The organism is Aeromonas sp. PS2Canimalfood6, assembly GCF_048276795.1.
Taxonomy (GTDB): Bacteria; Pseudomonadota; Gammaproteobacteria; order Enterobacterales; family Aeromonadaceae; genus Aeromonas; species Aeromonas caviae.
On sequence record NZ_JBLUXC010000008.1, the window covers coordinates 26,174 to 47,926 of the forward strand.

A 21,753-nucleotide genomic window follows, 5' to 3' on the forward strand; every position below is an offset into this window, starting at 1 on the left:
GGAGCTGATGGCCAAACTGGATTTTTTTTCACTTTATAAGAATATTATTGCGATTCCCTCTATCAGCAGCACGGATACTCGCTGGGATCAGAGCAACGAGGCGGTGATCCGGCTGCTGGCCGACTGGTTCGGCCAGCTTGGATTCCAGTGCGAGGTGACGGCCCTGCCGGATCTGCCGGGCAAGTTCAACCTGGTGGCGACCTATGGTCAGGGAGAAGGGGGGCTGCTGCTGGCGGGCCACACGGATACCGTTCCCTTCGATGAAGGAGCCTGGACCAAAGACCCCTTCAAGGTGACCGAAGAGGGCAACCGCCTGTACGGGCTCGGCACCATCGACATGAAGGGCTTCTTCGCCTTTATCGTGGAAGCGCTCAAGGAAGTCGACCTCAAGACCCTGAGCAAGCCGCTGCGCATCCTGGCCACCGCCGATGAAGAGACCACCATGGCCGGGGCCCGCGCCATCGCCGCCGCAGCCGAACTCAAACCCGACTACGCGGTGATCGGCGAACCCACCGGGCTGGTGCCCGTGGTGGCCCACAAGGGCCACATGTCGGAAGCCATTCGCATCACAGGCCGAAGCGGCCACAGTTCGGATCCCGCCAACGGCGTCAATGCCATGGAGATCATGCACAAGGCCATGGGTCAGGTGCTCAGGCTCCAGCAGGATCTGAAGGAAAAGTACGCGGATCACCGTTTCGCCGTGCCCCAACCCACCCTGAACCTCGGCTACATCCAGGGGGGCGACAGCCCGAACCGCATCTGCGGCTGCTGCGAGCTGCACATCGACATGCGTCCCACCCCGCAGGTGGGTCCCGACGAGCTGATGGGCATGCTCAAAGAGGCGCTCTCCCCCATCGAGATCCACCAGCCCGGCTGCCTGCACCTGCAGCACCTGCACGAACCCATTCCGGCCTATGCCTGCCAGGATGATTCCGAGCTGGTGCGGGAGGCGGAAAAGGCGAGCGGCCGGGCCGCCGAGTCCGTGAACTATTGCACCGAAGCCCCCTTTATCCAGCAGCTGGGTTGCGAGACCATAGTGATGGGCCCAGGCCATATCACCCAGGCCCACCAGCCCGATGAATACCTGGATCTGTCGTTCGTCAAACCGACCACGGCGGTGCTGCAGCACCTGATCCGGCGCTTCTGCGTCTAGCCAAATGGGGATGTAAGTAAGTTACATGACAGGCGCCTTGGGACAGGTGAGGGAAATACATGTTCTGAATCGGCTTGTTATTTGACCTTGCGCAGACAATCTGGGTAGATTGTCCCCCTAAGATGACGGAGCATATGTTGTAATCGCACAACAATAAGTGAGGTCGCCTCCCGCCTGGAAGGTCAGGAGGCACCAACAAAATAAGGATGTGGAATGAACGAAAAGTACGCCGCACTACGGGCCAACGTAGGCATGTTGGGCCAACTGCTGGGTAAATCCATCAAGGATCATCAGGGGCAGGCCTTCCTCGACAAGATTGAGACCATTCGCCAACTGGCCAAGTCTTCCCGCAAGGGAAACGAGGCAGACAGAGAGCGCCTGCTCGACACCCTGCGTACCCTCTCCGATGACGAACTGCTGCCCGTGGCCCGTGCCTTCAGCCAGTTCCTCAACTTGGCGAACGTGGCGGAGCAGTTCCACACCATCTCCCGTCGCTGCGAAGAGCAGGTCTGCACCCCGGACCCGCTGGAGCAGATGTTCGACAAGCTGAAAGCCTCCAACCTGTCCCAGGAGGCCATCATCCAGGCCGTGCGCGAGCTGGACATCGATCTGGTGCTGACCGCTCACCCCACCGAGGTGACCCGTCGTACCCTGATCCACAAGCACGTGCAGCTCAACGACTGCCTCGAGGCCCTGGAACTCTCCGATCTGCTGCCCCGCGAGCGGGACAAGATCCAGAGTCGCATCGAGCAACTGGTCAACCAGGCCTGGCACACCAACGAGATCCGCGAACAGCGCCCGACCCCGGTGGACGAAGCCAAGTGGGGCTTCGCCGTGGTGGAGAACAGCCTGTGGCCGGCCATCCCCGAATTCATGCGCAATCTGGACGAGCGCCTGCAACACCATCTGGGTGTGCGGCTGCCGCTGGACGCCGCGCCGGTCAAGTTCACCTCCTGGATGGGCGGTGACCGCGACGGCAACCCCTTCGTCACCGCCAAGGTGACCGCCGAAGTGCTGGAGCTGGGCCGCTGGATGGCGGTGAGCCTGTTCTACAAGGACATCAAGGAGCTCACCTCCGAGCTCTCCATGGCCGATTGCACCGACGCCGTGCGTGCCAGGGTCGGCGACAATCCCGAGCCCTATCGCGCCCTGGTGCGTGAGCTGCGCGAGCAACTGCGCGAGACCCAGGAGTACCTGACCGCCAAGGTACAGGGCCAGGCGAGCGAGAGCCGGGATCTGGTCAAGAGCACCGCCCAGCTGCGCGAGCCCCTGGAGCTCTGCTACCACTCCCTGCATGCCTGCGGCATGGGCAATATCGCCGACGGCATGCTGCTGGACGTGCTGCGCAAGCTGGCCTGCTTCGGCATCCACCTGGTCAAGCTGGACATCCGTCAGGATGGCGAGCGTCACGGTCAGGTCTTCTCCGAGCTGACCCGCTACCTGGGTGTGGGCGACTACGCCGAGTGGAGCGAAGAGGACAAGCAGGCCTTCCTGCTGCGCGAGCTGAACTCCCGCCGCCCCCTCATCCCGAGCGACTGGGATCCCAGTGCCGAGACCCGCGAGACCATCGACACCTGTCGCGTCATCGCCCAGCACGACCCCGATGCGTTCGGCATCTACATCATCTCCATGGCCGGTGCCCCGTCCGATGTCTTGGCGGTCCAGCTGTTGCTGAAGGAAGCTGGCTGCAAGTTCCGCATGCCGGTTGCCCCGCTATTCGAGACCCAGGAAGACCTGATGGCGGGCACCGCCGTGATGGAACGCCTGCTGTCGGTGGACTGGTATCGCGGTTACATCCAGGGCCGTCAGTACGTGATGATCGGCTACTCCGACTCCGCCAAGGATGCGGGCATGATGGCCGCTGGCTGGGCCCAGTACGCCGCCATGGAATCCCTGGTGGCGCTGGCTGAAGCCAACAACATCCGTCTCACCCTGTTCCATGGCCGCGGCGGTACCGTCGGCCGTGGCGGCGCCCCCGCCCATCAGGCGATCCTCTCCCAACCCCCGGGATCCCTGCGCGGCGGCCTGCGGGTCACCGAACAGGGGGAGATGATCCGCTTCAAGTTCGGCCTGCCGAAGGTGGCCATCCAGAGCCTGAACCTCTACACCAGCGCCGTGCTGGAGGGGAACCTGCTGCCACCGCCCAAGCCGAAAGAGAGCTGGCGCGCCGTGATGGAGCAGCTGGCGTCTGTCTCCTGCGATCACTACCGCAGTATCGTGCGCGGTCACCCGGACTTCGTGCCCTACTTCCGTGCCGCCACCCCGGAGATGGAGCTCGGCAAGCTGCCGCTCGGTTCCCGCCCCGCCAAGCGCAAGCCCAACGGCGGTGTCGAGAGCCTGCGCGCCATCCCCTGGATCTTCGCATGGACCCAGAACCGGCTGATGCTGCCGGCCTGGCTCGGCGCCCACAAGGGATTGCAACAGGCCATCGACGACGGCCAGAAGAGCGTGCTGGACGAGATGAGCCGCCAGTGGCCCTTCTTCCGCACCCGTCTCGAAATGCTGGAGATGGTGTTCCTCAAGGCCGACCTCTGGCTGGCGGAATACTATGACACCCGCCTGGTGCCGGAGAACCTGTGGGCACTCGGCACGCAGCTGCGTCAGGAGCTTGCCGACTCCATCGAGGTGGTGCTGAAACTGCGCCCGCAGGGCGACCTGCTGGACGATCAGCCCTGGATCAAGGAGTCCATCAAGCTGCGCAACCCCTACACCGACCCGCTCAACGTGCTGCAGGCCGAGCTGCTCAATCGCTCCCGCAACCACCCGGAGACCCTGCATCCCGAGCTGGATCAGGCGCTGATGGTCACCATCGCCGGCATCGCCGCCGGCATGCGCAACACCGGCTGATCCCGGACCGTTGCAAACAAGGGCGCCCCGGCGCCCTTTTTCGTCTCTGCCGGGCACGGGGATCCCGATATTCCCGCCAGCACAGCCCCCTCTAAGGGAAAAAAACATCCATAACAATCAGGGCGCCATGATGGCGCCCTGTTTTATTTCGCGATATGGCCTCTCATCAGGAGACCTGGTTGCGACCCCGACGTTTTGCCTCGTAAAGCCGCTGGTCCACACACTGAAGCCAGTCATCCATGCGCCTGTAACTCATCTGATAGGGCGTGAGCCCCACGCTGATGGTGACGGTGATCGCCTGGTGCTGGTACAGGAAGGTGTGCTGCTCCACCTGGCGCCGGATGCGCTCCATGATGCTGTGGGCCTCCTCCAGGGTCGTGCCCCGCAGCAGCAGGATGAACTCCTCCCCGCCAAATCGCGCCACCAGATCCTTGCTGCGTACCGCCTGCATCAGGAGCCCCGCCAGCGACGCCAGCACGGCATCTCCGGCAAGGTGTCCATATACATCATTGATTTGTTTGAAGAAGTCGATATCTATCAAGGCCAGGCAGCAGGCCTCCCCTTCGGCAGGATGGTGCTGGACGTGATCCAGCAACACGTTGGCCTGCTGGAAAAAGCTGCTGCGGTTGGGCAGCTTGGTCAAGAAGTCGTGCTCGGCGTTGAAGCGCAGCACCCGCTCCATGCGGCTGCGCTCGTCCTCCAGGTTGCGGGCGTGGATAAGGGTGCCAAGGGCCGTGGTGAGGGGCTCGAGCAGGCTGACATGGGTCTCGTCAAAGCCACCCGGGCGGTTGGCCAGGGCGATCATGCCGATCGCCTCTCCCTTGTGGCGGATGGGAATGCCGAGGAAGCTCTCCAGGTGCGGATGACCACGGGGGGAGACACCGCGACTGGCTGGATGGCTCGGCAGATCGTTGCAGCACACCAGGGTATTGTGGGTGACCACGTGGCCGAACAGGTTGTCGAGCTTGCTGAAGATGAGCCCGCCCCGGTTCTGGCGCTGTTGCTCGTACCAGGCATGGGTCTGTTCGTCCCAGGAGACGTTGGAGATGGAGGGGACATAGAGACTGGGGCGGCCATCCTCGTACTGAATGATGCCGATGAAACCATAGGAGCTTTCGCTCACGCTCAGCAGCCGCTCGAAGACGGTGTCGCAGGCGGAGCCGAGATTGCGATCGAGCAGAAAACTCTGGTGAGCGGCCACCACGATGTCAAACAGCTGGCTCTGCTGCTCGACCCGCCGCTTGGCCATCACAGCCGAGGTAATGTCGTGCGCCAGCTTGACCACCCCCAGCAGGATGCCTGCCTCGTCGGTCACGGGCATGTAGGTGGCATGGAGCCAGAGGGGGTTGCCACCTTGCCTGACCCGGCGAAACTCCCCCGACTGGATCTCGCCACCCAATACCCTCTGCCAGAAGAGATCATGCTCGGCCTGCAGATCCGGCGGCAAGAGCATGAGATGGGACTGGCCCAACAGCGCTTCGGGGGGATAGCCCAGCATGTCGCAAAACAGGGGATTGACCGACACCATGCGACCATCGAGATCGAACTCGACCATGCCATAGGCCCGATCAAGGGCGGTCAGCCTGGCGAGGGTCTCATATCGATCCATCGCGTCGATATCGCGAGCGCAAAGTGCTGTGGTATTCATGGCTACGATTCCTTTCGATCGCCGGCGCATTGCATTGGAATGCGGGGACAAGTGCCCAAATCATAGGATCCGGCACCCGGTTACGCTAACACAGGCCCCGATTGGGTGTGAAGACTGGTTCTTGCCACATCCGGCTCCCGGGCGCAGACTGTCTGGCCTTGCCACGGTTCGAGGAGACCCCATGACACCCGCCATCAACTTGCTGAAAAAGCTCAAGATCCCCCACAGGCTCTACCCCTACGAGTGCGAAGCCCACGACGACTTCGGCAAGCATGCCGCTACCCAGCTGGGTCTGCCTGAGGCGCAGGTGTTCAAGACCCTGCTCGCCCATCACGACAAGCAGGCGGTGGTGGCCATCGTGCCCTCCTCGGGCATGTGCAGCCTCAAGCAGCTCGCCAAGGCCACCGGGCTCAAGAAGGTGGAGATGATGAAGCCGGCGGAAGCCGAAAAGCTGACCGGCTACAAGGTGGGCGGTATCAGTCCCCTGGCCCAGAAGAAGCTGCTGCCCACCGTGCTGGACGACTCCGCCATGGCCTTCGACGAGATCCTGGTGAGCGGTGGCAAGCGGGGGCTCTCGGTCGGCGTGGCCCCCGGGGACATGGTCCGGCTGATGAACTGGATTGCGGCCCCCATCGGCGATCATCACGACTGAACAAACAAAAGAGGCGCCATGACTGGCGCCTCTTGCGTCTGGATGTCGGATCTGGCGCCTGTGTGCGAAGGATACCCAAAGCCCCGGCACCGGAAACCGCCCCGTCCCCGCAGGTGATCTGTCGCCCTCAACACGCCGCAGAGCGGCAGGTGGCGGTCAGTTCGGAGAGTCGGCGACGCTGACGCCCGGCATGGTCGAAGTTGCCGTCCTCCAGCCAGCGCTCGAAGCACCCTTTCAGGGCGGGCCACTCTCTGTCGATGACGGAGAACCAGGCCGTATCCCGGTTGTGTCCCTTGTCCACCCGCGCCTGACGGAAGGTCCCCTCATAGTGAAAGCCCAGGCGCAGGGCCGCCTGGCGCGAAGGCAGGTTCAGGGCATTGCACTTCCACTCGTAGCGACGGTATCCCAGAGCAAAGGCATTCGCCATCATCAACACCATGGCCGCCGTCGCCAGCCGTGACTGCTGCATGGCGGGGGAGAAGTGCAGCCAGCCCACCTCGATGCTGCCCGCCAGGGGATCGATGCGCAGGTAACTCGCCAGTCCCAGCGCCCGTCCGCTCCCCTCGTCGATGATGCCGTAGAACTGGGGATCCCGCTTGGTGGCGACCTCCCGCAGCCAGACCCCCATGGCGGCCTCGTCCGCGAAAGGGCCGCTGGTCAGGTAAGTCCACATGGCCCCGCTGTCGGCACCGAACGCCTGCCACAGATCACCCAGGTGGCGCTCGGGATCAAGGGGCTCGAGACGACAGCCCCAGCCATGCAGTGCGCGGTGGGGAGGGAACTCGGCGCCGCGCCATTCTGGCAGCGCACGCCCCAGAGGCTGCCCAAAGTCGTTGAAAAGGGCGGCGCCGGACAGGGAGGCGTCGCCCCCCTCATTGCAACGTTCAACAGGCACAGGCAATTCCCCCTTCCAGCAGCACTCCGGGCTCGCTGCCCGTGGCGACGGCGAAACCGTCCTGGCGCCACCAGTGCAGACCCCCTATCAACTCCTTGACCTCAAACCCGAGGGACGCCAGCTTGTAGGCCCCCTGGGTCGAACCGTTGCAGCCGATGCCGTCGCAATAGCAGACATACACCAGGTTTCGGTCCAGTACCGCCGTGGTCGACGCCGTCATGGTCCTGTGGGGGAAGGAGATGGCGCCGGGAATGTGCCCCTCGGCATAGTGTGCGGGGGAGCGGGTATCGATGACCACGATCCCCGCCGCCCCGGCCAGCAGATCGGCGGCCAGATCCGCCGGATCGGTACGAAACTTCAGCTGGGCCTCGAAAAAGGCGCTGGCTTCAGCGGCCCCTGCCACCCCTGTGCTCAATACATGACTCATCCTGAACGCTCCTGATGACTAGATGACGATCTCTGTGGTGACGACGGTGTTGACCGAGTTGGCGATGAAGCACTCCTCATGGGCCTGGTGGTGCAACTGCTCCAGATCGGCCAGGGCGGGCTCCTGCTCTCCCCCGAAGATCACCCTGGGACGCAGGGTGACCCGGGTCATGGCGAGGCGACCTTGTCCGTTTTTCGCCATGATGCCGACCGCTTCGTCCCGGTAGCTCTCTACCCGATAGCCCGCCTTCGCCGCCAGCCAGAGGAAGGTGAGCATGTGGCAACTGGAGAGGGCCGCCACAAACGCCTCTTCCGGGTCCACATGTTCCGCCACCGAGTAAGGCAGCGGCACCACATGGGGAGAGGAGGAGGCCGGCACTCTGACCCCGCCATCAAACGCCCACTCATGGGCCCGGCTGTAACGCTGATCGACAAAGGGCTCATGCTCCCCCCGCTGCCAACTGATGGTGGCACTGTATTCCGACATGCAGACTCCTTGTGTTGCCAATCCGTGCCGCCTGCTGGCGCCACCCTGTGACCACCAATGTAGCGACAAAATGGCCTTGCCACGCCGACCAATTTTGCCAATATGGGCAGACCAATTTCATCGGGCCGCCACCATGACCATCCACCCCACCCGCTCTGCCCGTCGCTCGCCAGCCCCACAGCCGCGCCATGCCCTGCGGGCAGGATCCCTGCCTCGAAAGAGGCGCAACCCCCGCGCCAACGGGAGCACACCATGACCGTTCTGCCAACGCTCTTCGCCAGCCAGCAGCAAGGGGATCTGCCCCTGCACGAACAACTGGTGCGTACCCTGCGCGAGGCCATCCTGGCGGGCCACCTGCCCCTGCACAGCCGCCTGCCCGCCAGCCGTCTCCTGGCCCGGGATCTCGGTATCTCCCGCAGCACGGTGGAACTGGCCTATGGCCGGCTCGAGGCGGAGGGGTATCTGGTGCGCAAGGTGGGCGCCGGCAGCTTTGTCGCCCTGGCGGCGGTGCGCCCCGCGCCGCGCCCGCCCCAGTCAGCGGCGGGCCTCTCCCGTCGCGGTCAGGAGATGGCCCTGGGTGGCGCCTGTCACGACGTGCCCGAGGTGGGCACCACCTTTGCTTCCAGCCAGCCGGATCCCCGCCTCTTCCCCCAGGCACTCTGGGGTCGGCTGATGCAGCAACAGTGGCGCCAGCGCGCCAGCGACTGGATGAACTACGGGGATCCCCAGGGGCTTGGGGAACTTCGCGCCGCCATCAGCAGCTATCTGGTGCAGTCACGCGGCGTGGTGTGCGAGCCGGATCAGATCCTGATCCTCACCAGCTCCCAGCAGGGGATCCTGCTGGCGACCCAGTTGCTCATCGATGCCGGTGACACCGTCTGGGTGGAAGACCCCGGTTATCCCGGGGCTCGCACCGCCATGGAGAGCGCCGGTGCCCGGGTGCATCCGGTGCCGGTGGATGAAGAGGGGCTCAACCCTCATGGGGATCATCCTGCACCACGCCTCATCTACTGCACCCCGGCACACCAGTATCCCCTTGGCGTCCCCATGAGCCTGCCCCGCCGCATGGCGCTGCTGGCCGAGGCAGAGCGTCACGGCGCCTGGATCCTGGAGGACGATTACGACGGGGAGTACCAGTATGATCAGCGTCCCCTGCCCGCCCTGCAGGGGCTCGACGGCCAGGGGCGGGTGATCTATGTGGGCACCTTCAGCAAGGTGCTGTTCGGCTCGCTGCGCCTCGCCTACCTGGTGCTGCCCAGGCCGCTGATGGACTCCTTCTGCCGCGCCCGGGCCGCCGTCGACGGCCACAGCAACCAGTTGCAGCAAGCAGTCACGGCAGACTTCATCCGGGGCGAGCACTTCGCCACCCACCTGCGCCAGAGCCGCCTCCTCTACCAGAGCAGACGGGATCTGCTGCTGGCGGAACTGGCAGAGCACTGCCCGGGGCTTACTCCCATCCACAGCGGCGCCGGCCTGCAGTGCGCCGTGCTGCTGCCCCCCGGTGGCGAGGCGCGCTGGACCGATGCCGCCAACGCCTGCGGGCTGGGGCTGCGCCATCTGGGCCAGTTCTACCTGGGCCCGCAGACACTGGAAGGGTGGCTGCTCGGCTTTGGCTGCCTCGACAACCAGACGCTGCGCCAGCTATGTCGTCGCCTGGGTCTCTTGATGAAATCCGCATGACCCCCTTCTCAAGAGGTCAGATTTGCCAGAGCCTGATAGCGCTGTGTCGACGGGAATGGCCCGTCTATACTGGGCACAATCCCGTTGCCGAACCCGGTCAAGATGCATCGAATCCTGCTCCTTTTGCTCGCCCTCTCCCTCCCGTCCCTCACGATGGCGGCCACCCGCTTCACCCTGATCACCGGGGAAACCCAACAGGATGTCCGCATGAATTATTACCGGGCGGCGATGCGGCTGGCGCTGGAGAAAACACGGCCCGATTACGGCGACTATGAACTGCTCGACGCCATCAGGATGAACAAGGCGAGGATGCGGCTCGAAGTGCAAACGCCGGGCAAGAATGCCCTCTTCATCGTCGACAGCTGGCCCCAGGAGATCCCTCAACCCGGCGTCACCCTGGTCCCCTTCCCCATCGATCTGGGTGTGCTCGGCTACCGGGTCTGTTTTGTCGGCAGCGCCCGTGCCCAGGCCCTGGCCGGGGTTCACACCCTGTCCCAGTTGCAGCAGTTCACGCAAGGGGTGGGCACCGGCTGGCGGGATGCCGACATCCTGCGCTACAACGGCTTCAGGGTGCAGGAGGTGGATAACTATGAGTCACTGTTTCGCCTGGTGGCCCGTGGCCGGATCGATCTCTTCTGCCGTGGTGCCAACGAGATATTGAGCGAGTGGAAAAACCACAGACCCGGCCTGCCGGGGCTGACCGTGGATAGCCATGTCGCCCTCTTCTATCCGCTCATCCACTCCCTCTACAGCCACGCCACCTACAGCAAGGAGCGCGAGCGCCTTTTGCGCGGCCTGCAACTGGCCTGGAAAGATGGCTCCCTGCAGCGCCTCTGGCGCCATCATTTCCAGCCTTCCCTGGTCTTTGCCCGGCTCGATTCACGCCAGATCTTCCGGCTGACCAACCCGCAGTTGCCCGACGAGATCACCGACTACCGCTCCTATCTCTATGACCCGATGAGGGATGACTTTGGCATCGCTCCCTGACTGGCTCGCCGGTTCTCCCCTGTCAGGCAGGCTCCCCTTGCGCACTCTCTGCCTGGCGCTGCTGCTCTGGTTGCTGCCGACCTGCGTCATGGCCGCCCCCGGCAGCATTCGAGCCTGCATGGAGAACAGTGATTCGCCTCCCTGGTTGCTGATGTCCGGCGAGGGGATAGTGCAGTTCCACCTCAAGGAGGTGGCAAACCGGATCGGGCACCCCATCATTCTCACCCCCCTTCCCTGGAAACGCTGCCTCTCCCTCGTCAGCCAGGGCCAGCTCGATGCCGCCGTCAAGCTGAGCTACAGCGAAGAGCGTGCTCGCACCATAGGGGTCTATCCCATGCGACACGGAGCACCTGATCCCGCCAAGCGCCTGCTCACCGAGAGCTACAGCCTCTACCAGCCAAAAGGCGGACAGGTTCGCTGGGATGGCCGGCAACTCGTCGCCCATGGCGTCATTGCGGCGCAATCCGGCTTCTCCATCGTCGCCCAGCTGCAGGAGAGCGGTGTCAGGGTGGATGACTCCAGCAGGGAGCCACTGATCCTGCTCAAGAAGGTCGCGATGCAGCGCGCCGTTGCCGCCGCCCTGCAAACCGGGGTCGCAGAACGGACCCTGGCCGCCCACCCGCAGCTGCAGGCCACACTCGAGCGAATCACCCCTCCCCTGGTCGAAAAACCCTACTACCTCATCTTCTCCCACCCCTTCCATCAGGCCCACCCCGATCTCAGCCAACAGGTGTGGGACGAGATTGAGGAGGTGCGACACTCCGCAGCCTATGCCCGCTTCGTCACAGGCATGGCGTCACCGGGGACCCCCTAACCCCAGCCCCCCCTCCCTCAGCCCTGCTCGCAGCACAGGGCAAGCCAGGCCTCGGCGGTGCGGGAGAGGTAGCGATCCCCTGGCCAGATCACCCCGAGCCGCCAGCTCAGCGCCGGGGCCAGAGGGCGCAACACCAGCCCATCCGGCGTCAGCCGCCGACAGATGGGCTCCGGCAGGAAAGCGACCCCCATGCCGCTTCGCACCATGGCAGTGAGAAAGTCCCACTGGCTGCTGCGGGCCGCCACCTGAGGCACGAACCCGGCTTGCTCGCAGGCCTGCTCCAGCCGCTCGCTCAGGGTGAAGGCCTGGGTATAGAGCAGGAAGGGTTCGTCCCGCAGCGCCTCCAGCCGGATCTCGCCCCCCTCGCGCCAGCGGGGCAGGTCCGGTAGCACCACCCGGATGGGGTAACTGTCCAGATCCAGGGCGCAGAGGGCCCCCTCTTCCCTGGTCGGCAGCATGGTGATGGCGAGATCCAGCTCCCCCGCCAGCACCGCCTGCTCGATGCGCCGCCCGCCATATTCGACGATGGAGAGCTCCACACCGGGGTAGCGGCTGCGATAGGTACGGATGAGATCCGCATAGACATGGCCCACCATGGGCGGGATGCCGAGGGCAAGACGCCCGGATTGCAGGCTCTGCAGATCCGCCAGCTCCGCCTCCAGCTGCTGCATCTCCGCCAGGATGGTCTGGGCCCGATTGAACAGCACCTGGCCGCTGTCGGTCAGGGTGAAGCGGCGGCCGACCCGGCTCAGCAGGGGCTGGCCCAGCTCCTCTTCCATGTTGCGGATCATTTTGCTGATGGTGGGCTGGGTGACGAACAGCTTCTCGGAGGCGCGGGTGAAGCTCTGCTCCCGCACCAGCTCGACGAAGTAACGCAGGGCTCGAATATCCATGGTGCTCTCTTGACGGGGATGGCTGGCTAAATCATGCCTCTTTGGCATGATTTTGATAATTTAAATTCATTTTTTGCAGGTTTTGTCCCTCTCTATACTGTGAGCAGGTTCACAGAAAGACGCTTGCCATGAAAACCCTCTGCCTTCGCTGGTTGCAAACCCCCTTCCAAATCGCCCTGCTGGCGGCCATCTGGTTGCTGGCCGACATCGCAGTGCGCACATTGCACCTGCCCCTGCCCGCCAACCTCACCGGCATGTTGCTGCTGCTGGTCTGCATCCTGCTCGGGGTGGTCAAGGCCCAGTGGTTCAGTGCCGGGGCCCGCTGGCTGCTGGCGGAGATGCTGCTCTTCTTCGTCCCTGCCGTGGTGGCCGTGGTCAACTATCAGGAGCTGCTGCTGCAGGAGGGGTGGCGCATCATGGTGGTCCTGATCGTCAGCACCGTGCTGGTGCTCGGCACCACGGCGCTGGTGGTGGACAGGGTCTATCGCCTCGAGCTGAAGCTGGCCCGCCGGAGTCGCCGCCATGTCTGACACCCTGCTCGGCCTGCTCTGCTTCGCCCTGACCCTGCTCTTCTACTACGCCAGCAAGTGGCTCTATGGCAAAAAGCGCATCCTGCCCCTGATGCCGCTGCTGCTGGCCCCCACCCTGCTGGTGGCCGTGGTGATGCTGTTCCACATTCCCTACCGGGACTACATGGCCGAATCCCACTGGCTGCTCTGGCTGCTGGGCCCTGCCACCGTCGCCTTCGCAGTGCCCGTCTACGAGAATCGCCAGCTGATGCGCCGCCACTGGCTCTCCCTCTCGGTCGGGGTCGTGGCGTCCGTGGTGATGGCGGTGGGCAGCACAGTGCTGCTGGCCCGCTGGCTCAACCTCTCCGAGCTGTTGCAGCGCAGCATGGCCATGAGATCCATCACCACCCCCTTCGCGGTGGAGGCGACCCGTTCTGTGGGTGGCAACGCCGATCTCACCGCCCTGTTCGTGGTGCTGACCGGCGTCATCGGCATGGCGGTGGGAGAAAGCGTGCTCACCGTGCTCGCCATCCGCAGCCGCCTCGGCAAGGGCGCGGGCTTTGGTGCCTCGGCCCACGGGGCCGGGACAGCCAGGGCCTATCAGATGGGCAACGAGGAGGGGGTGGTCTCCAGCATGGTGATGATGATCGCCGGCATGGCCACCGTGCTGCTCGCCCCCCTCCTGGGCCGGCTGTTCTGGTAACTCCACCACCCGATAACAGAAAAGGCGCCCTGGGGCGCCTTTTCTCATTGCATCGTGTCACGCAGCCTCAGAGGCTGGCGCAGATCTGCCAGAGATCGTACTGGATGGCGGCGGCCGTCACTTCCCGGCCCGCTCCCGGCCCCTGGATCACCAGGGGGTTGGTGCGATAGCTGTCGCTCTCGATGGCGAACACGTTGTCGCAGGGCAAGAGGTTGGCAAACGGGTGATGGGGCTCCAGCGCCTCCAGCCCGACGCGGGCCTTGCCGTCGTGTTCGAATCGGGCGACATAGCGCAGCACCTTGCCGACCCGGCGCGCCCCCTCGAAGGCGGTCTGGATAGGGTCATCCAGCTCCTTGAGCCTGTCCATGAACTGATCGGCGGTCACCTTGCGCAGGGCCACCGGCACCAGGTTCTCCAGCTCGATGTCGGCGGAGTCGAGCTCGAAGCCCGCCTCCCGCGCCAGGATGAGCAGCTTGCGGCGCACATCCTGACCGGAGAGATCCTCCCGGGGATCCGGCTCGGTCAGGCCGTGTTGCCACGCCTCGTCCACCAGTTCGGAGAAGGGGCGAGTGCCGTCATACTGCTGGAACAGCCAGGAGAGGGTGCCGGAGAAGATGCCGGAGACCCCCTGGATGCGGTCACCGCTCTGGCGCAGCATCTGGATGCTGGACTGGATGGGCAGCCCGGCCCCCACGGTGGCGTTGTAGCGCCATTGCACCTGGTGGTCGCGGCAGGTCTGCTTGATGCGCTGGTAAAACTCGCTGTCGGCGGCACCGGCAAACTTGTTGGCGGCGATGATGTGGATGCCGAGCTGGGCAAAGTCCGGGTAGTAGCGGCTCACCGTCTCGCTGGCGGTCATGTCGAGCGCGATCAGGGAGTCAAAACTGTGCTGCTCCAGCTGGGAGAGCAGCTCCGGCCAGATAAGCGGCTTGGGATGGAAGTTGTCCTGTACCTTGAGGGGATCCAGCCCCTCTTCGTCCAGCAGCCCGCCCTTGGAGTCGAAGACCCCGTAGAGGGTGAGCGCCAGATTGAGCTCATGCTCGAGGCGCGCCTTCTCGCGGGCGTAGAGCCCCAGCCAGTGACCGCCGATATTGCCTTTGCCGAACACCACCAGCCCGACCCGGGTCGGGCGGCTGAACAGGGCACTGTGCAGAGCGATGAGCAGCGGCTCCAGCACGATCTGGCGCAGCACGGCCACCAGGCTCAGGCCGTCTTTGGCCACCTGCACGAACTCCAGAGGCTGATCCGCCAGCAGCTGGTAGAAACGGTGGCACTGCTCGGCATTGTCGGTGACGCCGGCCCCCACCAGGGCGACCAGGCTGAACCCTTCCTTCTGGATGAGGCCGGTAAAGTTGCCCTGCAACTGGAAGTCACGGAGCACCTCGAAGGCCCCTTGTGCCACCTCCAGGGTGTAGGCCAGACGCAGCACCCGCCGATCCGGCTGGCGCTGCAGGGTGAGCGGATGGAGGCGATGGCGGGCCAGATGGGCCTCGATGGCCGCCACTGTCTGCTCAAAGTCAGTCTGCGGCAGCACCTTGAGCTCGATGAGGGCTATCTGATCCACCGAGGAGACGATGCGGGCACCGCCGGAGCGGGGCGCACGGCGCAGGATGTGGGTGCAGCCTTCGTCCGGATTGTAGCTGCAGCGCAGGGTGAGGCGCTGACGGCTGTCGGCCACCGGCTGCAGGGTACGCGAATGCAGCACCGAGGAGCCCAGGCGCGCCAGCTCGTTGGCCTCGGCCAGGCTCAGGCGCTCCAGCAGACGCGCCTCTTTCACCCGGCGCGGGTCGGCACTGTAGACCCCGGCCACGTCGCTCCAGATGGTAGTCGACTCCCCGTCCGCCAGCGCCGCCAGGAGGCTGGCACTGTAGTCGGAGCCGTTGCGCCCCAGCAGCAGGGAACGCCCCTCCATGTCGGCGGCGATGAAGCCGGTCACCACGATGCGACCGGCGTGCTCGGCCAGCCGAGCCTTGAGCAGCTCGCTGGAGAGGGCGGTGTCCACCTTGATGAGGGCGCCGTCTTCTGCGCGCAGGAAGCTGCGAGCATCGAGCCAGGCGGCCGCCTCACCCCGGCTGGTGAGCAGGGCAGCCAGCAGACGGGCGGACCACACCTCGCCAAAGGCGAGCAGGCCGTTGCGCTCGAAGCGGTCAAACTGCCCCTCCAGGGTCTTGGCGATCAGCTGCATGTCGCCCGTCAATTGCTGGCTCAGATCGAGGTGAAGCTCCCCTTCCAGCAGGCCGTCGATCAGGCTCTGCTGATAGGCGTGCAGGGCGGTGATGGCTTCGCCTGCGGCCTCATCCCCCGCTTCCGCCAGCTCCACCAGCTGGATCAGCCGGTTGGTGGTCTTGCCCGCGGCGGAGACCACCACCAGCTCGTTGCCCCCCACCTGTTGCTCGACGATGCTGGCGACCCGGCGATAACAGACCGGATCCGCCAAGCTGCTGCCGCCGAACTTGTGTACATGGCGCCGCTTGAAGACTGCCTCTGTTGCCACCACACACTCTCCTTGTTGTTGTTCCATTACTTCACCTGCTCTGCCTGTTGTGCCAACTGCGCCTGTTCAAACCCCTGGGCCAGATCGGCCACCAGATCCTCACCGTGTTCGATCCCCACCGACAGGCGCAGCAACTGGGCACTGATACCCGCCGCCTGCTGGGCCGCAGGGGTCATGGCCCTGTGGGTCATGCTGGCCGGATGGGCCACCAGACTCTCCACCCCGCCGAGGGACTCCGCCACCGAGAAGAGGCGCAGCCCCGCGAGGAAGGCGCGCAGCCCCGTCTCGTTGCAATCGAGCTCAAAACTTAGCATGGCGCCAAAGCCGGACTGTTGACGGCGCGCAATGTCGTGGCCCGGATGGCTCGGCAGGCTGGGGTGATAGATCCGCTTGACCAGCGGCTGCTGCTGCAAGAAGGCGAGGATGCGATCCGTGTTCTCCTGATGGGTGCGCAGGCGCGGAGCCAGGGTGCGCAGGCCCCGCAGGGTGAGGTAGGAGTCAAAGGCACCGGAGGTGAGCCCCAGGCAGTTGGCCCACCACACCAGGGAGTCGGCAAGAGCCTGATCCTTGGCGATCGCCACACCTCCTACCACGTCGGAGTGGCCGTTGATGTACTTGGTTGTGGAGTGGACCACCACGTCGGCACCAAGGGCCAGGGGCTGTTGCAGCAAGGGGGAGAGGAAGGTGTTGTCCACCACCACCTGGGCCCCCACCCCGTGGGAGGCCTCGGCGATGGCGGCGATGTCCACCACCCGCAGCAGCGGATTGGAGGGGGTCTCCACCCACACCAGTGCGGGTTTCTGGGCCAGTGCGGCGGCCAGCGCCCCCTCGTCTCCCTGATCCACGAACTGCACCTGGTAGTGGCCCTTGGCCGCCAGATACTCGAACAGGCGCCAGGTACCGCCGTAGCAGTCGTGGGGGGCGATCAGCAGATCCCCCGCCTTGAGCAGAGCCGTGGTCACCAGGTGAACGGCCCCCATGCCGGTGCCGGTCACCACGGCGCCGGCCCCCCCTTCCAGGGCCGCCAGGGCGTCCGCCAGATTGGTGCGGGTCGGGTTGCCGGAGCGGGCATAGTCGTATTGACGGGGCTCGCCAAAGTCGGCAAAGGTGTAGTTGCTGGAGAGGTAGATGGGGGGCACCACGGCACCGTGCTGCGTGTCTGTCTCAATCCCGGTGCGTACCGCCAGGGTGGCCTTGTGGGTCATGTCACTCTCCTTGATGGGTTGCCGGAGCCGGTCCGCCTCGTGGGTCGTCCAGCCCCGCTCTCATTTTCGCTGGCCGGACTGCCGGCCCATGGTGCACCACACTACGCCACCTTAAAAAAGCCGTCAACACTTCTAGACGTCTAAATGGCTTTGCTGTTGGATTGCCATTGAATTCCTTAAGGGTTAAAATCCGCGCTCACGGCCAAACGACTACAGGTGGAACATGGGTACAGAGTGGAACGGCGACTACGTCAGCCCCTATGCAGAGCACGGCAAGAAGAGCGAACAGGTCAAGAAGATAACCGTCTCGATCCCGCTCAAGGTGCTGAAGGTGTTGACCGATGAGCGCACCCGTCGCCAGGTGAACAACCTGCGTCATGCGACCAACAGCGAGCTGCTCTGCGAAGCCTTCCTGCACGCCTTCACCGGCCAGCCGCTGCCCTGTGACGACGACCTGCGCAAGGATCACCCGGACAGCGTCCCCGCCGAGGCCCGCGCCATCATGGAAGCCCTTGGCAAAGAGATCGAAGACTTCGACGCCGAGTAATGCGGCTGCCCATGGCAAACGATGCATCCCTTTCAATGACGCGGCCCGGTGCCGCGTCATGCTTATCTGCCGCCTCCCCCTTCAGCCTGCGTCACTACCAGAGCGACATGCAGAGCCACAGTCATGACCACGCCCAGCTGGTGATCCCACTCGTCGGCCCCCTCGAGATCGAGGTGCAGGGTCGGGGATGTCGCCTCGCCCCCGGTTTTGCCTGCATCATCGCCCCTGGCCTTCGCCACGACTACGCCGCCGATCCGGCGCACGTGTTTCTGGTGCAGGAGAGTCACTGGCTGCCAGCCGCCCTGGGGGACCACCCCTTCGTCGAGCTGGATGAGGCCCAGCGCCACTACCTCGCCTTCCTGCACCGCATGGTGGCCGAGGGGCGCTACGTGGCCGGCATGGATCAGGTGTGGCTCGGGCTGCTGACCGAGGGACGCGGCATGGGCCCCGCCGTCGCTCCCCGCATAGCCCCTCGTATCGCCAAGGTGCAGCGTCATATGGAAGCCCACCTCGCAGACCCCCTCACCAACGAGGAACTCGCCGCCATCGCCTGCCTCGGCCTGAGCCAGTTCAAACACGCCTTTCGCCAGCAGGTGGGCACGAGCGTCTCCCACTACCTCAGGATGCGGCGTATGGCACTGGCCCGCACCCTGCTCGCTCGTACCCGGCTGCCCGTCGGCGAAGTGGCCAGCCGCTGCGGCTACCAGAACCAGGGAGCCTTTGCCGAGCGCTTCCTGGCCGAGACCGGACTGACCCCTTCCCTCTGGCGCCGGCAAAACGGCTGCCTGCCGTAATCGGTCGGCTCTTTGCCGAAGACAATCCCCGGGCATTCGAGGCATGCTGAGGCTCATGCAAGGTATGAGCAACGAGGAGCCAAGATGCAGACCATAAGCTGGCAGGATTTCGAGATGGTGGAGCTCAGGGTGGGCACCCTGGTGCGGGTCGAGCCCTTCCCCGAGGCGCGCCGCCCCGCCTACAAGGTGTGGGCGGATTTCGGCTCCGAGCTCGGGGTGCGCAAGAGCAGCGCCCAGATCACCGACCTCTATCGACCGGAGGATCTGGTGGGCCGCCAGATCGTCGCCGTGGTGAACTTTCCCCCCAAGCAGATAGGCCCCATCCAGTCGGAGTTTCTGCTGACCGGCTTCTATCGCCCGGATGGCGCCGTGGTGATCGCCATCCCCGAGCAGGCGGTGGAGAACGGCGCCAAGCTGGGGTGAGACACGGCAAGGCAACCAGAAAGCAGAAGCAAGAGAGGCGACCCCCGGGGTCGCCTCTCTTGCTTGATGCTGACGGCCTGGCTTATTTCAGCAGGCTGAACAGCAGGGCCGAGACCGCCAGGGCACCGGTCAGCAGGATGAAGCCGTTGACCCAACGGTGACGGAAACGGGCCAGCGCCTCCACCTTGTAGATGGCCACCACCGGCATGATGAAGAGGATCATGGCGATGACGGGGCCGGAGAGGGTCTCCATCAACCCCAGAATGCCCGGGTTGATGATGGCGGCGCCCCAGATGGCGAAGAACATCAGGGCGATGCCGAGCTTGTCCGCCTTCGCCAGCGGCAGGCCGGTGGGCTTGGCGATCAGGCTTTTCAGGCTCTCGCGGGCACCGAGGAAGTGGCCGAGGAAGGAGGAGCTGATGGCGATGAAGGCGATAAGCGGTCCCAGGGTCACGATCACCGGGTTGTCGGTGATGTTGGCGAGATAGGAGAGCACGGAGACGTTCTGGGCCTTGGCCTCGGCCAACTGAGCCGGGGAGAGGCTCAGCACGCAGGAGAAGACGAAGAAGAGCACGAAGCCCACCAGCATGACGGTGGTGTTGCGCAGGATCAGGCCGCTCTTGGTTTCGGCCTGCTCCCCGTACTCCCGGCGCTGCACGTTGGCAAAGCCCGAGATGGCGGCGGCGTGGCTGAAGGCGAACACGGTGACCGGCAGCGCCAGCCAGACGGTGTTGAGGAAGCTGGTGCCTTCAAAGGCGGTCACTTCCGGCCACTGCCACTGGGGAATGAGGTAGCAGGAGAGGGCCAGCAGGATCGCCGCCAGCGGGTAGACCATGACGGCGAAGGCCCGCAGCATCGCCTTCTCGCCGGCCAGCATCACGGCGATCATGGCGAACACCAGCACGCCGGAGAGCATCACCCGATCCGGGGAGGCCAGACCGAGCTGATTGACCATGAAGCTCTCCACCGTGTTGGTCAGCCCGACACCGTAGATGAGCAGGATCGGGAAGATGGAGAGGAAATAGAGCGCCGAGATGAGGCGCCCGGCCATCTTGCCGAAGTGCTCCTCGGCCACCTCGGTGAAGTCGGCCTGGGGGCGCGACGACGAGAGCACGAAACGCGCCAGCCCGCGGTGGGCCAGGAAGGTCATGGGACCGGCCAGCACGGCGACGATGATGAGGGGCCAGATCCCCCCCAGACCCAGGTTGATGGGCAGGAACAGGATGCCGGCGCCGACGGCGGTGCCGAACAGGCTGATGACCCAGTGGGTGTCGTGGCGACGCCAGCCAGTGCTGGCCATGGTGGAGGGGGAACCGGACAGCTCCCGCGAGACGTTTGCAGATAAACTCATCGATAAATCACTTTTACGCAGTATTAAAATCTAAAAACATTGTACTCCTTTAGCATTTAATTCTCAAAAAGGGAGGCTGGCAGATCTCACTGGCAAAGCCCTGTTCCACCAGTGAGATTGGGAGGAAATTTCACCCCAGATTATTCGATTAATCCTGACATTAACCAAAAGTTAGGAATATAAAACCAAAATTAAAACCGACGTCGATTTTTTGTTTCGATGAAATGCATGTTTTCAGAATTAAATGAAATTTATGCCAGTGCGGCCAGATTGGATGTGATGATCCACTGCCGTTATCGCCATCACTAGCGAATCTCCCTAAAATCCTCGTAACCAGCCAGTGGATCACACCAATGCAATCAGGCGACCCTGTGGTCGCCTGATTGCATTCCCTGCGAGCTGGTCGGCCCGTCAGTGGGCCAGAATGCGTCCCCAGGCGAGATCCGGGTCCCCCATCACGATGAAGTCCGGGTTCTCCAGCGACTCGGTCTCGTTGTAGCTCAGCGGTTGCAGCGCCAGGCTGAGGATGCGCCCCCCTGCCGCCTCCACGATGCACTGGGCGGCAGCGGTATCCCACTCCCCGGTGGGGCCCAGGCGCACGTAGCAATCCGCCACGCCTTCCGCCACCAGGCAGGACTTGAGGGAGCTGGAGCCGAGCGGGATCAGCTCGTAGTGGATGGCCGGGTTGAGGCGACGGGTCAGGTTCTCCAGTTTCTGGCGGCGGCTGATGGCCACCACCAGGGAGTCAGGCTGATCGTGTTCATGATGGATGGCGCTGATGGGACGGCTCTCGCCGTTCGCCTCCTTGAAGGCGCCGTGACCACGCACCGCCCAGTAGAGCAGATCGGATTCGGGGGCATAGATGACCCCGAGCACCGGGACATTGTCCCGCACCAGGGCGATCAGGGTGGCGAAGTCGCCGCTGCCTGCGATGAACTCGCCAGTGCCGTCCAGCGGGTCCACCAGCCAGTACTGGCGCCAGTTCGCACGCTGGCTGAAGGGGATGTCGGCCGCCTCTTCGGTCAGCACGGGGACATGGGGAGTGAGCGCTGCCAGCGCCTGTTTGAGGTAGGCATCGGCAGCAAGATCGGCACTGGTGACCGGGGTCGCATCCTCCTTCAACTGGCGTTCGAACTGACCGCCGCGATAGATCTCGTGAAGGATCCTGCCCGCCTCACGGGCGATCTCCTTGACCTCGGGTATCCAGGCCAACAACTCCTGCATGGTGCTTACCTCTGCCTCTGA

Annotated in this window: 20 protein-coding genes; 11 read left to right on the forward strand and 9 right to left on the reverse strand. The window is 64.4% G+C overall.

The features are described from left to right. Nucleotides 1–7 precede the first annotated feature (7 nt). Together argE and ppc are read left to right on the forward strand one after the other, a co-directional pair. On the forward strand, nucleotides 8–1,153 hold the full coding sequence (argE, locus tag ACNPAA_RS05325; RefSeq protein ID WP_039040568.1) for an acetylornithine deacetylase: 1,146 nt from the start codon (nucleotides 8–10) through the stop codon (nucleotides 1,151–1,153). A 213-nt stretch (nucleotides 1,154–1,366) separates the two neighbouring features. Next, a complete protein-coding gene (gene ppc / locus ACNPAA_RS05330; RefSeq protein ID WP_043152777.1) occupies nucleotides 1,367–4,000 on the forward strand; it encodes a phosphoenolpyruvate carboxylase in 2,634 nt (877 codons plus the stop codon). Between the two features lie 166 nt (nucleotides 4,001–4,166). Here ppc and ACNPAA_RS05335 read toward each other — a convergent pair whose 3' ends face one another. Next, nucleotides 4,167–5,648: a diguanylate cyclase gene (locus ACNPAA_RS05335; RefSeq protein WP_417891629.1), complete on the reverse strand. Its 1,482-nt coding sequence runs from the start codon at nucleotides 5,646–5,648 to the stop codon at nucleotides 4,167–4,169. 181 nt (nucleotides 5,649–5,829) lie between these two features. Here ACNPAA_RS05335 and ybaK point away from each other — a divergent pair, with 181 nt between their 5' ends. Continuing rightward, nucleotides 5,830–6,300, forward strand: coding sequence for a Cys-tRNA(Pro) deacylase (gene ybaK / locus ACNPAA_RS05340; protein WP_010675694.1), 471 nt, complete (start codon nucleotides 5,830–5,832; stop codon nucleotides 6,298–6,300). Between the two features lie 127 nt (nucleotides 6,301–6,427). Here the strand turns inward: ybaK and ACNPAA_RS05345 are convergent, their stop codons facing one another. The 3 genes from ACNPAA_RS05345 to ACNPAA_RS05355 are packed head-to-tail and all read right to left on the reverse strand — an operon-like array spanning nucleotide 6,428 to nucleotide 8,108. Further along, nucleotides 6,428–7,156 carry a GNAT family N-acetyltransferase gene (locus ACNPAA_RS05345; RefSeq protein WP_103244685.1) on the reverse strand — a complete coding sequence of 243 codons (729 nt, stop codon included), beginning with the start codon at nucleotides 7,154–7,156 and terminating at the stop codon, nucleotides 6,428–6,430. A 28-nt stretch (nucleotides 7,157–7,184) separates the two neighbouring features. Further along, the gene (locus ACNPAA_RS05350) at nucleotides 7,185–7,622 is read right to left on the reverse strand and encodes a rhodanese-like domain-containing protein (RefSeq protein WP_042878345.1); all 438 of its coding nucleotides are present in this window, start codon (nucleotides 7,620–7,622) and stop codon (nucleotides 7,185–7,187) included. An 18-nt stretch (nucleotides 7,623–7,640) separates the two neighbouring features. Next, on the reverse strand, nucleotides 7,641–8,108 hold the full coding sequence (locus tag ACNPAA_RS05355; RefSeq protein ID WP_010675697.1) for an OsmC family protein: 468 nt from the start codon (nucleotides 8,106–8,108) through the stop codon (nucleotides 7,641–7,643). 252 nt (nucleotides 8,109–8,360) lie between these two features. Between ACNPAA_RS05355 and ACNPAA_RS05360 the strand changes: the two genes are divergently transcribed. The 3 genes from ACNPAA_RS05360 (at nucleotide 8,361) to ACNPAA_RS05370 (ending at nucleotide 11,589) form a co-directional block, all read left to right on the forward strand. Further along, the gene (locus ACNPAA_RS05360; protein ID WP_103243738.1) at nucleotides 8,361–9,788 is read left to right on the forward strand and encodes a PLP-dependent aminotransferase family protein; all 1,428 of its coding nucleotides are present in this window, start codon (nucleotides 8,361–8,363) and stop codon (nucleotides 9,786–9,788) included. A 153-nt stretch (nucleotides 9,789–9,941) separates the two neighbouring features. Next, nucleotides 9,942–10,775 carry a hypothetical protein gene (locus ACNPAA_RS05365; protein WP_103244686.1) on the forward strand — a complete coding sequence of 278 codons (834 nt, stop codon included), beginning with the start codon at nucleotides 9,942–9,944 and terminating at the stop codon, nucleotides 10,773–10,775. After that, a complete protein-coding gene (locus ACNPAA_RS05370; protein WP_223933103.1) occupies nucleotides 10,759–11,589 on the forward strand; it encodes a substrate-binding periplasmic protein in 831 nt (276 codons plus the stop codon). Before ACNPAA_RS05365 ends, ACNPAA_RS05370 begins: the two co-directional genes overlap by 17 nt. A gap of 17 nt (nucleotides 11,590–11,606) precedes the next feature. Here ACNPAA_RS05370 and ACNPAA_RS05375 read toward each other — a convergent pair whose 3' ends face one another. Then, complete coding sequence (locus ACNPAA_RS05375; RefSeq protein WP_103243739.1) at nucleotides 11,607–12,482, reverse strand: LysR family transcriptional regulator; 876 nt, start codon at nucleotides 12,480–12,482, stop codon at nucleotides 11,607–11,609. Between the two features lie 128 nt (nucleotides 12,483–12,610). Between ACNPAA_RS05375 and ACNPAA_RS05380 the strand changes: the two genes are divergently transcribed. Beyond that, on the forward strand, nucleotides 12,611–13,012 hold the full coding sequence (locus tag ACNPAA_RS05380) for a CidA/LrgA family protein (protein ID WP_039040574.1): 402 nt from the start codon (nucleotides 12,611–12,613) through the stop codon (nucleotides 13,010–13,012). Then, a complete protein-coding gene (locus ACNPAA_RS05385) occupies nucleotides 13,005–13,694 on the forward strand; it encodes an LrgB family protein (RefSeq protein WP_010675703.1) in 690 nt (229 codons plus the stop codon). The genes ACNPAA_RS05380 and ACNPAA_RS05385 overlap by 8 nt, the downstream gene beginning before the upstream one ends. A 67-nt stretch (nucleotides 13,695–13,761) precedes the next feature. Here the strand turns inward: ACNPAA_RS05385 and ACNPAA_RS05390 are convergent, their stop codons facing one another. After that, entirely contained in the window at nucleotides 13,762–16,215 is a 2,454-nt protein-coding gene (locus ACNPAA_RS05390) for a bifunctional aspartate kinase/homoserine dehydrogenase II (RefSeq protein WP_408763073.1), read from the reverse strand. Continuing rightward, a complete protein-coding gene (gene metB, locus ACNPAA_RS05395; protein ID WP_069651922.1) occupies nucleotides 16,215–17,393 on the reverse strand; it encodes a cystathionine gamma-synthase in 1,179 nt (392 codons plus the stop codon). Before metB ends, ACNPAA_RS05390 begins: the two co-directional genes overlap by 1 nt. 223 nt (nucleotides 17,394–17,616) lie before the next feature. Between metB and metJ the strand changes: the two genes are divergently transcribed. From metJ to ACNPAA_RS05410, 3 genes are all read left to right on the forward strand, one after another. Next, nucleotides 17,617–17,940, forward strand: a complete 324-nt coding sequence (gene metJ / locus ACNPAA_RS05400) for a met regulon transcriptional regulator MetJ (protein WP_005327165.1) — start codon at nucleotides 17,617–17,619, stop codon at nucleotides 17,938–17,940. Nucleotides 17,941–17,975: 35 nt separating this feature from the next. After that, nucleotides 17,976–18,734: a helix-turn-helix domain-containing protein gene (locus tag ACNPAA_RS05405; protein WP_417891639.1), complete on the forward strand. Its 759-nt coding sequence runs from the start codon at nucleotides 17,976–17,978 to the stop codon at nucleotides 18,732–18,734. Between the two features lie 84 nt (nucleotides 18,735–18,818). Further along, complete coding sequence (locus tag ACNPAA_RS05410) at nucleotides 18,819–19,157, forward strand: tRNA-binding protein (RefSeq protein WP_119197290.1); 339 nt, start codon at nucleotides 18,819–18,821, stop codon at nucleotides 19,155–19,157. Between the two features lie 82 nt (nucleotides 19,158–19,239). Here the strand turns inward: ACNPAA_RS05410 and ACNPAA_RS05415 are convergent, their stop codons facing one another. Both ACNPAA_RS05415 and cysQ read right to left on the reverse strand, forming a co-directional pair. Further along, nucleotides 19,240–20,508: an aromatic amino acid transport family protein gene (locus ACNPAA_RS05415; protein WP_113977626.1), complete on the reverse strand. Its 1,269-nt coding sequence runs from the start codon at nucleotides 20,506–20,508 to the stop codon at nucleotides 19,240–19,242. Between the two features lie 411 nt (nucleotides 20,509–20,919). Continuing rightward, nucleotides 20,920–21,732, reverse strand: a complete 813-nt coding sequence (gene cysQ, locus ACNPAA_RS05420; RefSeq protein ID WP_010675709.1) for a 3'(2'),5'-bisphosphate nucleotidase CysQ — start codon at nucleotides 21,730–21,732, stop codon at nucleotides 20,920–20,922. Between the last annotated feature and the right edge of the window lie 21 nt (nucleotides 21,733–21,753).

Excerpts from the sequence above, each read along its gene's own strand:
- argE (WP_039040568.1), top strand. The coding sequence starts at position 8 with ATGGCCAAACTGGATTTTTTTTCACTTTATAAGAATATTATTGCGATT.
- ppc (WP_043152777.1), top strand. The coding sequence starts at position 1,367 with ATGAACGAAAAGTACGCCGCACTACGGGCCAACGTAGGCATGTTGGGC.
- ACNPAA_RS05335 (WP_417891629.1), bottom strand. The coding sequence starts at position 5,648 with ATGAATACCACAGCACTTTGCGCTCGCGATATCGACGCGATGGATCGA.
- ybaK (WP_010675694.1), top strand. The coding sequence starts at position 5,830 with ATGACACCCGCCATCAACTTGCTGAAAAAGCTCAAGATCCCCCACAGG.
- ACNPAA_RS05350 (WP_042878345.1), bottom strand. The coding sequence starts at position 7,622 with ATGAGTCATGTATTGAGCACAGGGGTGGCAGGGGCCGCTGAAGCCAGC.
- ACNPAA_RS05355 (WP_010675697.1), bottom strand. The coding sequence starts at position 8,108 with ATGTCGGAATACAGTGCCACCATCAGTTGGCAGCGGGGGGAGCATGAG.
- ACNPAA_RS05360 (WP_103243738.1), top strand. The coding sequence starts at position 8,361 with ATGACCGTTCTGCCAACGCTCTTCGCCAGCCAGCAGCAAGGGGATCTG.
- ACNPAA_RS05365 (WP_103244686.1), top strand. The coding sequence starts at position 9,942 with ATGGCGGCCACCCGCTTCACCCTGATCACCGGGGAAACCCAACAGGAT.
- ACNPAA_RS05375 (WP_103243739.1), bottom strand. The coding sequence starts at position 12,482 with ATGGATATTCGAGCCCTGCGTTACTTCGTCGAGCTGGTGCGGGAGCAG.
- ACNPAA_RS05380 (WP_039040574.1), top strand. The coding sequence starts at position 12,611 with ATGAAAACCCTCTGCCTTCGCTGGTTGCAAACCCCCTTCCAAATCGCC.
- ACNPAA_RS05385 (WP_010675703.1), top strand. The coding sequence starts at position 13,005 with ATGTCTGACACCCTGCTCGGCCTGCTCTGCTTCGCCCTGACCCTGCTC.
- ACNPAA_RS05390 (WP_408763073.1), bottom strand. The coding sequence starts at position 16,215 with ATGGAACAACAACAAGGAGAGTGTGTGGTGGCAACAGAGGCAGTCTTC.
- metB (WP_069651922.1), bottom strand. The coding sequence starts at position 17,393 with ATGACCCACAAGGCCACCCTGGCGGTACGCACCGGGATTGAGACAGAC.
- metJ (WP_005327165.1), top strand. The coding sequence starts at position 17,617 with ATGGGTACAGAGTGGAACGGCGACTACGTCAGCCCCTATGCAGAGCAC.
- ACNPAA_RS05405 (WP_417891639.1), top strand. The coding sequence starts at position 17,976 with ATGACGCGGCCCGGTGCCGCGTCATGCTTATCTGCCGCCTCCCCCTTC.
- ACNPAA_RS05410 (WP_119197290.1), top strand. The coding sequence starts at position 18,819 with ATGCAGACCATAAGCTGGCAGGATTTCGAGATGGTGGAGCTCAGGGTG.
- ACNPAA_RS05415 (WP_113977626.1), bottom strand. The coding sequence starts at position 20,508 with ATGAGTTTATCTGCAAACGTCTCGCGGGAGCTGTCCGGTTCCCCCTCC.
- cysQ (WP_010675709.1), bottom strand. The coding sequence starts at position 21,732 with ATGCAGGAGTTGTTGGCCTGGATACCCGAGGTCAAGGAGATCGCCCGT.